Below are 10,939 nucleotides of genomic sequence, written 5' to 3' on the forward strand. Positions count from 1 at the left end.
TCCATTCTCCTCTATTTCACATGCGGTTAAGCGGCAGCAGTTTACGATACAGCTCATCCACCGATTGCATGCGGTACATAAATTCTTTCTCTTTTCCCTGTTCTAAGATGACTATACAGGGTACACTGCTAATTTGCCACTCCCGAGTAATTTGCGGAAGAAAGTTAATATTGCTCTTTACAAGCGGTAAAGCAGGCAGCATCGTTTTAATGATATCTAACATCCGCTCTGTCACTTTGCATGTCCCACATAAAGGTGTATACAGAAAAACTGCAAACGAACTTTCTTGCGTTCTGTTTACTCGCTCTAACAGCTCCTGCTCCGTTAATTCCTGCATTACTTGCTCCCTCTTTCATCCAACCAAGCTAAACTATCTACAGCATACGCGATAAGATGAGGGAAATCATCAATTTGACTTTCATCCACTTTGCGACCAAAAGATAATGTGATTTGATTATGATACGTAATTGGATGATGTCCATATTCATAAGAAAGCAGTTGAATGACTTGCGGACGATGCTCCCAGATGGCACCTAATTGCTTTTCGATATAAGGACATTCCAATTCTGGGTTATTAACTTTGGTAAAGAGCTTAATGGTCAACGTACAGCCTGGTTTGGCTGTTGGATTTTCTAAAATTTCCGCTGCTAAATCACTCAAATGAACATGCAGGTTAATTTCGGCTTTGCTTGGTTTATCGATTTTACGGGCAAATTCAATGGCATATGTGCGTGACATCGAGGATAGATCAACTTGATCATGCCGCCGCGTGATGATAATTTTACCGTCCAAATCCAAGTCATAGACAGCTCCCTCAAGCACAACCTTTATATTGTCATAGATCGTTGGGTCAAACATCCTCCACACCTTCTTTCATCTTTTCTTTGATTCGATTATACTAAAAGCATACCACGTAAAGAAGGTGTTCCTATGTCAGACAAGCCTGAAGATCAACAGGGCGAACAACAAGGCCCCAAAAAAGTAAGTCTAGCTGATGCGATCAAGCAGAAACTAGCCCAGAAGAAAGCGGATCAAGCCGCTGCACGTGCTAACCCGAAACAAGCCGGAAACACTAACCAAAGCGGCAAAAGCCAAATGACGAAAAAAGTAAATAATCAACGCCGTCGTACCGGCGGCAGCTAAACATCGCTTTGCGTAGGCAAAAGCGCCCTGAGAGTAATTGTCAGGGCGCTTTTTACTTTATGCGTATTGGACTTCACGCTGTTTTTTCACATCTTCGCTTTCCAGATACTCATCGTACGTTAACATTTTGTCGATCATACCTTTCGGTGTGATTTCCATAATGCGGGTAGCGATCGTTTGGATAAACTGATGGTCATGGGAAACGAATAAAATCGTACCATCAAAATCAACAAGACCGTTATTGAGAGCCGTAATGGACTCCAAATCTAAATGGTTCGTAGGTTCATCAAGAATGAGAACATTAGCACCGCTGAGCATCATTTTGGAAAACATGCAACGTACTTTTTCTCCCCCGGAGAGGACGTTCGCTTTCTTTAAAGCTTCTTCGCCTGAGAACAACATACGGCCTAGGAATCCGCGAAGGAAGGATTCGTCCGGATCTTTCGAATACTGACGAAGCCAGTCTACCAATGTCAATTCGGAGTTGAAATAATCTTGACTATCTTTCGGGAAATAGGCTTGTGAAGTTGTAACTCCCCAAGTATACGTGCCTTCATCTGCTTCCATTTCACCCATCAGGATTTTGAAAAGCGTCGTTTTAGCAATTCCATCCGGACCGACAAAGGCAATTTTATCACCTTTATTGATCGTAAACGACAAGTTGTTTAATACTTTAACGCCATCAATCGTTTTGGACAAACCTTCAACTGCTAACAGCTGTTTACCAGCTTCACGCTCACCTTTAAAGTGAATGAACGGATATTTACGGCTGGAAGGTCTAATATCTTCAAGAGTAAGCTTCTCAAGTTGTTTTTTACGGGAAGTTGCTTGCTTGGATTTGGAAGCATTCGCGCTAAAGCGTGCGATAAAAGCTTCCAACTCTTTACGTTTTTCTTCGGTTTTCTTGTTAGCATCTCTAGCTAGTCGAAGGGCCAGTTGACTGGACTCGTACCACCAATCATAGTTCCCCACATACATTTGAATTTTCCCAAAGTCAATATCCGCAATATGTGTACATACTTGGTTCAGGAAGTGACGATCATGGGATACTACGATTACTGTGCCTTCAAAGCGGGAAAGGAATTGTTCCAGCCAACGAATAGACTCTAAGTTCAAATGGTTGGTAGGCTCATCGAGCAGCAAAATGTTCGGATTGCCGAACAACGCTTGCGCTAAGAGAACACGAACTTTCTCATTGCCTTCAAGATCCTTCATCTTCGTGTCATGAAGGGAAGTCGGGATACCCAGACCGATAAGGAGCTCAGCGGCATCCGATTCGGCCTGCCATCCATCTAAGTCTTGAAACTCGCCTTCGAGTTCAGCTGCTCTCATGCCGTCTTCTTCCGAAAAATCAGCTTTGGCATACAAAGCATCTTTTTCCTCCATAATTTTGAACAAACGAGAGTGACCCATAACAACAGTTTTCAAAACTTCGATTTCGTCAAACTCATAATGATTTTGCTTCAATACAGCCATTCTTTCACCAGGTGTGATGCTGACTTCGCCTGTGTTTGGCTCAATCTCACCGGCAAGAATTTTCAGAAAAGTGGATTTACCGGCACCATTTGCTCCGATTAATCCGTAGCAGTTACCCGGTGTAAATTTGATATTGGCGTCCTCGAATAGGGCTCTCTTGCCGTAACGAAGCGTCACGTTATTAACATTAATCATGTTTAGTACATACCTGCCTTTATAGTAGTTTGTTCTATCATATCATATATAGGGACCTTTAATCGAAGATTAAAGTCTCTCCTTTTTGGGATCCCTAATCGAAGAACGAAGTCTCTCCTTTTTGGGATCCCTAATCGAAGATGTCTCGAAGATAACGTTGAAGATAAAGTCTCTCCTATTTGTTTCGTTCTATTTTCTCTAGCAACTCGGATAAATAAGTCCATCTTTCCATCGCCGCTTCCAAATCCGCTGCCGTTTGCTGCTCTTGCTCATACAGATCGCGAACACGATCAAAATCACTGCCAGCCGCTTCAATTTGCTTTTTCAAGCTCGCTGCTTTGTCTTCCAAAGATGCTATCGTACTCTCAATTTCGTCCCATTCCTTCTGTTCTTTGAAAGTTAGCTTCTTGGGACGGTTCGCATTCGATGAGCTACCTGCTGCCGCAGAATTGCTGTTGTCTACAGCTGAAGATGTGTTGGAACCAACATTAGACTTGGTAGAGCTTGCTTGACGAATCAATTCTTTCCGGGCTTGATCAGCTTCTTCCTGCTCACGCTTCTCTTCCAAGTATTCGGAATAATTGCCAATGTAAGGCTCAATCCCGCCAGCGCCATCAAAGGCAAAGAGATGCGAAACGGTCCGATCCAAAAAGTATCGATCATGGGAAACCGTAATAACAGCCCCAGGAAATTGATCCAGATAATCTTCCAGTATGGTCAAAGTTTGGATATCCAAGTCGTTGGTCGGCTCATCCAGAAGAAGTACGTTCGGTTCTCCCATAAGCGTGCGGAGCAAATAAAGTCTGCGTCGTTCACCGCCGGAAAGCTTCCCGATTGGCGACCACTGCAGGGTTGGCGAAAAGAGGAAGCGTTCGAGCATTTGCGACGCCGATATCGTCTCTCCATCCGAGGTACGAATCTGCTCCGCAGCTTCTTTGATGTACTCGATGACGCGCATCTTCTCATCCATCTCGACGTTCTCTTGCGTGTAGTAAGCAAGCTTCACGGTCGTACCGGTCTCGATCGTCCCGCTGTCGGGCTGAATACGACCGGCGAGCATGTTCAGCAGCGTCGATTTACCGCTGCCGTTCGGACCGATGATGCCGAGGCGATCCCTCGGCATTACGATGTAGCTGAAGCCGCTAAGCAGCGGCTTTCCGCTCTCGAAAGCTTTGGTGACGTCTTCGAGCTCCATCACCTTCTTGCCAAGACGGCTGCCTGCCAGCGCCATGTCAAGCTTCTCCCCGGGACCATCTACCTTGCGGTCCCGCAGTTCTTCGGCGCGCCCAATGCGCGCCTTCTGTTTCGTCGTGCGCGCCTTCGCACCGCGACGAAGCCAAGCCAGTTCGCGGCGGAGGAGATTCTGCCGCTTATCTTCGCTGGCTGCCTCGGACTCCATCCGCTCCGCCTTCTTCTCGAGGAACCACTCGTAGTTCCCCTCGTAGCTGTAGATCTTTCCCCGGTCCAGCTCCAGAATGCGGGAGGTTACCCGCTCTAGGAAGTACCGGTCATGGGTAACGAGCAGCAAGGCTCCGCGCCATTTGCTGAGGAATTCCTCAAGCCAGATGGCCGTCTCGTTATCAATATGGTTCGTCGGCTCATCGAGGATGAGCAGGTCGGCGGGCTGAATGAGAACGCGTGCCATGGCAACGCGTTTGCGCTGACCGCCGGACAGCTGGCCGACGGGCTTGTCGAACTCGCTGATGCCTAGCTTCATCAGCACGGTTTTGGCCAAGGTGCTGGCTTCCCAGGCACCTTGCTCATCCATGCGCGACTGGGCGCTGAACAGCCGCGTTTGTTTCTTCTCGTTGGAGGAGTCCAACTCCAACTCAGCAAGTGCAAGCTCATAGTCGCGAAGCGTCTTCATGAGCGGCGTATCGCCGTGGAATACTTGCTCAAGAACTGTGGAGTTCGGATCGAACTCCGGGTTCTGTGGCAAGTATTCCACTCGGAAATGGTTCGCGTGCACGAGCTTGCCGCGATCCGCTGTTTCCAGCCCCGCTAGCAGCTTCAGCAGCGTGGACTTGCCTGTTCCGTTCACGCCAATGAGACCGATGCGTTGCTTCTCGTTCACCGTGAACGAAATATCATCGAACAGCACCTTGTCGCCGAATGTTTTGGTTATATTGACTGCACTAAGTATATTCATGCGAGGACCGGCTCCATGATATAAGCCGCAAGAAGAGCTGCTGTATTCACTACAGCATCCATATGCGTTCTTTCCATGCTATGTGACGCATGAACACCTGGACCCACCAACGCAGCACGAATATCGCGTCCGCCTCGAAGCGCGGCAGATGCATCTGAACCGTACCGCGGATAAATATCAACGGCATAGCCGATTTCCAGCTTTTCGGCCAGTTCAATCATTTTCGAAGTCATGTGATAATCATAAGGACCTGAGGAATCCTTCGCGCAAATCGATACATCGCGCTCGCTTCCGCTCAAATCATCACCCAGAGCACCCATATCCACCGCAATAAAATCGGTTATATCATCAGGGATAAAGGCAGAACCATGACCAACCTCTTCATAATTGGAGAAGAACAGCTTGATTGTAAATTCAGGCTTCAAGCCCTCATCTTTTATCAACTTTAATAGCCCAAACAAGGAAGCAACACTCGCTTTATCATCCAAATGACGCGACTTTACAAAGCCATTCTCCTTCACTTGCACGCGCGGATCGAATGAAATATAATCCCCCACTCGAATGCCAAGATCTTGAACCTCTTTCTTGGACTTCACTAGCTCATCAATACGCACTTCCATATTGGCTTCATCACGTTTATATTCCCTTGCATCTTCATACACATGTACAGATGGCCTCGACGTCAGAATAGTCCCATCATAAACGCGTTCATCACGCGTATGAATTTGAACGTATTCATTTTCAATAGCGCCCATCATAAAACCGCCCAATGAAGTGATTTTCAAAGTGCCATTATCTTTGATCGAACGCACCATTGCGCCGAGTGTGTCCACGTGCGCAGAAATGCCAATGACACGCTCTTGGCGGGTACCAGGAATCGTTACAATACCGCAGCCCTTTTTCGTATATGTAAGCTCAAATCCGAGCTTATTTACTTCTTGTTCAACTTTTTGCATAATATGATGCGTGTAGCCTGTCGGGCTCGGAGTCCGCAGCAGCAGCTCTAAAATTTCTGTCATATAAGCTTTATTTAATTTCGTTTTCACTCGGGATTCCTCCCTTTTCTATATATTATATTTTCTCTAGAGACATAAAAAACAGTGCAGTCTAGGTTTCGTAAGCAAGCTCATGACATATGTCACAAACAAGCCTCCTCTAGTGATACTACACTGTTCCCCTATGTTTTTCAAACTAGATTAGCTTACGAAATCAACACAAATGGACGTTCCATCAAGGACTGTCTTCATATGGGCCTTCACTTCTTCATGAACGGGATGCGTGTCATATGCCTTGAGATCCTCTAATGAATCAAATTTGGTAATCAATGCAATATCATACGAACGTTCCAGATGCAAAATGTCAGTTCCAACCTCAATATGACGCAGGACCGGGATTTTACCTTCCATGTTCGTAAGTACAGCCTTTGTTACTTCAACCGCTTCCGGACTGCGATCTTTGAGCTTAAAAAACACAACGTGCGTTAACATGAATGATTTCCCCCTAATTGGTTACTTTTGCAGACCATTCCTCAACATTCCACACTCTTGTTACCCAACCTTCATAAAATTCAGGTTCGTGACAAACGAGCAGAACGGTACCTTTATATTCTTTCAAAGCCCTCTGAAGCTCTTCTTTGGCAACAACGTCCAAATGGTTCGTAGGCTCATCGAATAACAACCAGTTACTTTCTCTCATCAGCAGTTTACAAAGCCTTACTTTCGCTTGTTCACCACCGCTAAGATTACCCATCGCACGTGTGATATGCTCATTTTTGAGCCCACACCTGGCAAGTGCACCTCGGACCTCATTCTGAGTCATCGAAGAGAACTCGTTCCAAACGTCATCGATCGGCGTCATGTTTGGTGCTTTAACCTCTTGTTCAAAATAGGCAGGACTCAAGTAGTCACCACGGTATGTTTTGCCGCTAAAAGGCTCAAGCTTACCAAGAATCGTTTTGAGAAGTGTAGATTTACCTACACCGTTGCATCCGACAATAGCTATTTTCTCGCCGCGCTCAATCGTTACATTCATCTTAGGTAGAAGAGCACGATCATAACCGATCTCCAGGTTTTCCGCCTCAAAAACAACTCTACTGCTTGAACGTGATTCCTTGAACACAAAAGTCGGCTTCATAGCCGTCTCCGGTCGCTCAATTCGGTCAATCTTATCAAGTTGTTTCTCCCGGCTCTTGGCACGGGTTGAAGTTGAAGCCCGCGCTTTATTACGCGCGATGAAATCTTCCTGTTTTTTAATGTACTCTTGCTGCTTTTCATAAGCGTCAATATGCTGTGTTTTGTTCATTTCAGCCATATCCAGGAATTTCTCATAATTCGCTGTATAGCGAGTCAGCTTCGTGAATTCCAAGTGATAGACCACGTTTACAACTTCATTCATGAATTCCGTATCATGTGAAATCAACATAAAGGCAAACGGATAATCTTTGAGATACATTTTCAACCATTCAATATGCTCAACGTCCAAATAGTTGGTCGGCTCATCTAAGAGAAGAACAGTCGGTTTCTCCAAAAGCAGTTTAGCCAAAAGCACCTTCGTCCGCTGACCACCGCTAAGGGAAGTAACGTCACGGTCTAAACCAATGGCATTAAGGCCAAGACCATTACCCATTTCTTCGATTTTCACATCCAGCATATAAAAGCCGCCGATTTCCAAACGCTCTTGAATATCGCCCATTTGCTCTAGAAGAACCTCAAGCTCTTCCGGTGTGGCGTCACCCATCTTCTCGGTAATCGCCATCATCTCCTTCTCCTCTTCAAAGAGAGGAAGGAAAGCATCGCGCAGAATATCGCGAATGGTTTTGCCCGCTTCTAACACGGAATGCTGGTCCAAATATCCGTAATGAACGCGCGGCGTCCATTCAACCTTACCTGTATCTTTTAGAACTTTTCCGGTCAATATATTCATTAACGTGGATTTCCCCACGCCATTAGCACCAACGATACCAACACGCTCTCCAGCGAGCAATCGAAAGGATACATTTTTAAATAGCGTACGATCTCCAAAGCTATGGCTCAAATCTTCAATTGTCAAAAGACTCATCTCGTAATTCCTAACTCCTGTCTATTTCGAAGATAATCGCTCTTACTCACGACTTCTTATTATAACACTGCTCATGCAAGACAGGAATAGGTAAATTCCTCTGGGAAGCGTATTCATTGGCTTTTATAAAATTATGCAGAAAAACGCCCCACTAGGGACGTCGCGGATCAAGCCAAATGATCGTGACTTTTTACTTTTACAAACGAAATTTAATCTCCTGCCGCACAATTCGAATCTCATCCCCATCCTTTAAAGGGTAGAGCTGGTAAGTAACTAATGGTTCACCATTTAAATAGGTCCCATTCGTTGAACCTGTATCTTTTATCACGTAACCCTCTTCATTTTTAATAATTTCAGCATGTAATCGGGAAGCTCCCGCTTCATCCAAAACATAATCGACCTTCAAATTGGCATCGCCTCTGCCCATCGTAAAATGATCGTTCTTCAGTGGAACAGACTTTGTCGTCCCTTCAAACTGCCATTCAAGCCTGGCTCCTATTGGTTGATTCATGTGCCTACCAAGGAAAACGGTTGCGTTTGGCTTTTTGTGATTAAGTAAGGTCGTATGCATATGTAAATTTTCATAGTAATTTTGGATATTTATTGGTTCAGGTGTTGGTGTTACTAGGTTTGGTTCTAGCTTCTTTTCTGCAATCGGCAAGAAGGCGAGGTTAACCCCGCTGCTTCCTTTTGTGAATCGTTGAAAGTGTGGTAATCCTAAAAATCGAATAACAAACCAAACATTCATGAGTAAAATCGAGATTCCTGCGCTTATTTGCAGAGTACCTGTAGATGGGTATGTAAAATAATTCTGCCAAATAAACGCGATTAGCAGAATAACAACTGCAAGGAAAATCGTTCGATTCCGTCCTGATAAAGCTATAAAAGATACCTGATTTCCCTGCTCTTCGTTCATTTTAGTGGCCAGTTCCTCTATAGTGGTGTTTATCCGAACTTGCTGCTGACCTTCATCCCGCTTCCAAAGTGGCTTGGGCAACTCATTTACTTTTAAAGCAGGCATTTGCATGTTAAATGGTTTTAAAGTGTGTTGTTCATCATCTTTCTGATTAGATATCAAAGAAGCTTCTTTCAGGATCGTTTGTTCATCCATTAGTTCTAACAGATTCTCTTTATATCCTTGCAAGTTCTGATTCCGCGATAATGACTCCATCCATGAAACCACATTGTTTCTCTCGTCATCATTCAATTTAAGTGAGAGGTGTTTCATCAAAGACTCAAGCGATTTGAAGACGGAATCTTCATCATTGATAGATTCAAGCGGAACGTATGTCAGATATACATCCGACCAATCACTGCCAATGAAGATGAAATTATCTTTCAAAACATATCCGGATTCAAAAAGCATGTAATTTTTACTTTCTCCTAATGCACAAACAATCGCATACATGAGTTTTGCAAAATGCTGTTTAGACAACCCTTCTACCTTCAGAACATGAGCCAACATTCGTTTAGCCGACAAGTTATATAGTAAACTTATGCGGAAATCCACTTCTTGTATTTCTAGCGGCAGAAGGTTCGGCACATCGTTGGCTTCAAGCATCCTGACCTGCAAAGTCGAAAGAGTCTTTGAATCCAAACCATCTTCCTTATATAACACCATGTAATGACCATGTCGATATACAAATTCATAACGAAGTCCAAATACTTCTTGCGTCATCGATTCACCTCTCTCATAAAAACGAATAATACCATGTCAATGCAACGCCCGGTACAACCGCATACATAAACGGAAATTTCATGTTTTTTTGATGTTTCATTCCTATCAGACTGCCCATGTCTTGAATAACAACGATAGAAACTAGCCACATGGCAAGCTTACGACCTGTATGTATCATCTGTTTACGGATAAAGAGCAAAATAAGTCCGATAACACCTGCACATAAAATGGCATATAACATCGATTGAAGGACAAATGAAACCCCCATAATCGCCCCAATTGCGGCAAAAAGCTTCACATCACCAGCACCTAAAGCACCAAAAAAATAAAGCAAAAGAAGAGCCGTAAAACCAGTAATTGCACCCATTACAGCAAAAAGAACACCGCTCCAACCTTCAGTAAAAGCATGGAATACAAAGCCAATCATTGTTCCACAGATAGTAACCTTGTTTGGGATTAGTGATTTACGTGCATCAATTACAAAGGCAACGGCAATAAGTATAAATAAGATCAAATGAATCAAAGGAAAATGGTCCCTCCTAAACGTTTTTCAAGGTTCTTAGGCGCCTACCCATGCCCGCTCCACAGCCTTCTTCTTTAATATTATCGTGTGACTTATAAACGGCAGCGGTAGCTTGTAGGTCATTTGAGCTTCAATTCCGAAAAGGGCATCACCACCGCTTTCCATACTGGGGAGGGTTATAGCAGTGACCTTAAATCTCTCTTTCTTCATAATTGTTTGATTACAAAATGCATAAACAATCGGTGTGAATGCAGCATGAATGCGCGGCTTAACTTGACTATCATAAAGCTCTTCCAACTCTTCTTGAGCCTTCCCTTCTCCTAACTCGCGCTTCTCTTTTTCCAATTTAACAAGCTCTAGGAGTGTATTCGGTATGTAAGCAGCATATTCATCGGCCAAATTCTCCGTGTTCTTCACTTGATCACGAGCCGTTTGTACACGATCTACAACTGAACTCATCATCTGAGCTGCATGACTCTGATCGAATTTCGATTTAGCTTCTTGGACAAGAAGCCTTACAGGGTATAATTGTCCGGCAACTGACTTTGTTGCCTCCGAAACACCGGCTTGCAGCTCCATCTCTAGTACAGCAATTTGAATACATATGATCAGACCAATCACAAAAGCTAAAAAGAAGGGCAGCACCAAAGAGGCCTCCAACACCATGCCGCCTTTCTGCTCATGGTGAAACTTTCGAAGCATAAACAGCCCCCTTTTC

11 protein-coding genes are annotated in these 10,939 nt (G+C 44.4%); 1 reads left to right on the forward strand and 10 read right to left on the reverse strand.

The genetic code is table 11. The features are described from left to right. Nucleotides 1–16: 16 nt before the first annotated feature. Together NYR53_RS19800 and NYR53_RS19805 are read right to left on the reverse strand one after the other, a co-directional pair. A complete protein-coding gene (locus NYR53_RS19800) occupies nucleotides 17–337 on the reverse strand; it encodes a thioredoxin family protein (RefSeq protein WP_261300948.1) in 321 nt (106 codons plus the stop codon). Continuing rightward, nucleotides 337–858 (reverse strand): hypothetical protein, encoded by a 522-nt coding sequence (locus NYR53_RS19805; protein ID WP_261300949.1) that lies wholly within the window; start codon nucleotides 856–858, stop codon nucleotides 337–339. Before NYR53_RS19805 ends, NYR53_RS19800 begins: the two co-directional genes overlap by 1 nt. A gap of 72 nt (nucleotides 859–930) precedes the next feature. Between NYR53_RS19805 and NYR53_RS19810 the strand changes: the two genes are divergently transcribed. Further along, nucleotides 931–1,143 (forward strand): hypothetical protein, encoded by a 213-nt coding sequence (locus NYR53_RS19810; RefSeq protein ID WP_261300950.1) that lies wholly within the window; start codon nucleotides 931–933, stop codon nucleotides 1,141–1,143. Nucleotides 1,144–1,200: 57 nt separating this feature from the next. Here NYR53_RS19810 and NYR53_RS19815 read toward each other — a convergent pair whose 3' ends face one another. The 8 genes from NYR53_RS19815 to NYR53_RS19850 form a co-directional block, all read right to left on the reverse strand. Further along, on the reverse strand, nucleotides 1,201–2,814 hold the full coding sequence (locus NYR53_RS19815; protein WP_261300951.1) for an ABC-F family ATP-binding cassette domain-containing protein: 1,614 nt from the start codon (nucleotides 2,812–2,814) through the stop codon (nucleotides 1,201–1,203). 175 nt (nucleotides 2,815–2,989) lie between these two features. Next, a complete protein-coding gene (locus NYR53_RS19820) occupies nucleotides 2,990–4,963 on the reverse strand; it encodes an ABC-F family ATP-binding cassette domain-containing protein (protein ID WP_261300952.1) in 1,974 nt (657 codons plus the stop codon). Further along, complete coding sequence (locus NYR53_RS19825; protein ID WP_437180188.1) at nucleotides 4,960–5,982, reverse strand: M42 family metallopeptidase; 1,023 nt, start codon at nucleotides 5,980–5,982, stop codon at nucleotides 4,960–4,962. The genes NYR53_RS19820 and NYR53_RS19825 overlap by 4 nt, the downstream gene beginning before the upstream one ends. Nucleotides 5,983–6,159: 177 nt before the next feature. Beyond that, nucleotides 6,160–6,450 (reverse strand): Dabb family protein, encoded by a 291-nt coding sequence (locus tag NYR53_RS19830; RefSeq protein ID WP_261300954.1) that lies wholly within the window; start codon nucleotides 6,448–6,450, stop codon nucleotides 6,160–6,162. A gap of 13 nt (nucleotides 6,451–6,463) precedes the next feature. After that, a complete protein-coding gene (locus NYR53_RS19835; RefSeq protein ID WP_261300955.1) occupies nucleotides 6,464–8,020 on the reverse strand; it encodes an ABC-F family ATP-binding cassette domain-containing protein in 1,557 nt (518 codons plus the stop codon). A gap of 196 nt (nucleotides 8,021–8,216) precedes the next feature. Beyond that, a complete protein-coding gene (locus NYR53_RS19840) occupies nucleotides 8,217–9,698 on the reverse strand; it encodes a DUF6382 domain-containing protein (protein WP_261300956.1) in 1,482 nt (493 codons plus the stop codon). Between the two features lie 13 nt (nucleotides 9,699–9,711). Next, nucleotides 9,712–10,221, reverse strand: coding sequence for an A24 family peptidase (locus NYR53_RS19845; protein ID WP_261300957.1), 510 nt, complete (start codon nucleotides 10,219–10,221; stop codon nucleotides 9,712–9,714). Between the two features lie 36 nt (nucleotides 10,222–10,257). Beyond that, the gene (locus tag NYR53_RS19850; RefSeq protein ID WP_261300958.1) at nucleotides 10,258–10,923 is read right to left on the reverse strand and encodes a TadE/TadG family type IV pilus assembly protein; all 666 of its coding nucleotides are present in this window, start codon (nucleotides 10,921–10,923) and stop codon (nucleotides 10,258–10,260) included. Nucleotides 10,924–10,939 lie beyond the last annotated feature (16 nt).

Origin of the sequence: Paenibacillus andongensis (genome assembly GCF_025369935.1) — a bacterium.
Taxonomy (GTDB): Bacteria; Bacillota; Bacilli; order Paenibacillales; family NBRC-103111; genus Paenibacillus_E; species Paenibacillus_E andongensis.

Excerpts from the sequence above, each read along its gene's own strand:
- NYR53_RS19810 (WP_261300950.1), top strand. The coding sequence starts at position 931 with ATGTCAGACAAGCCTGAAGATCAACAGGGCGAACAACAAGGCCCCAAA.
- NYR53_RS19815 (WP_261300951.1), bottom strand. The coding sequence starts at position 2,814 with ATGATTAATGTTAATAACGTGACGCTTCGTTACGGCAAGAGAGCCCTA.
- NYR53_RS19805 (WP_261300949.1), bottom strand. The coding sequence starts at position 858 with ATGTTTGACCCAACGATCTATGACAATATAAAGGTTGTGCTTGAGGGA.
- NYR53_RS19830 (WP_261300954.1), bottom strand. The coding sequence starts at position 6,450 with ATGTTAACGCACGTTGTGTTTTTTAAGCTCAAAGATCGCAGTCCGGAA.
- NYR53_RS19825 (WP_437180188.1), bottom strand. The coding sequence starts at position 5,982 with ATGACAGAAATTTTAGAGCTGCTGCTGCGGACTCCGAGCCCGACAGGC.
- NYR53_RS19835 (WP_261300955.1), bottom strand. The coding sequence starts at position 8,020 with ATGAGTCTTTTGACAATTGAAGATTTGAGCCATAGCTTTGGAGATCGT.
- NYR53_RS19840 (WP_261300956.1), bottom strand. The coding sequence starts at position 9,698 with ATGACGCAAGAAGTATTTGGACTTCGTTATGAATTTGTATATCGACAT.
- NYR53_RS19820 (WP_261300952.1), bottom strand. The coding sequence starts at position 4,963 with ATGAATATACTTAGTGCAGTCAATATAACCAAAACATTCGGCGACAAG.
- NYR53_RS19800 (WP_261300948.1), bottom strand. The coding sequence starts at position 337 with ATGCAGGAATTAACGGAGCAGGAGCTGTTAGAGCGAGTAAACAGAACG.
- NYR53_RS19850 (WP_261300958.1), bottom strand. The coding sequence starts at position 10,923 with ATGCTTCGAAAGTTTCACCATGAGCAGAAAGGCGGCATGGTGTTGGAG.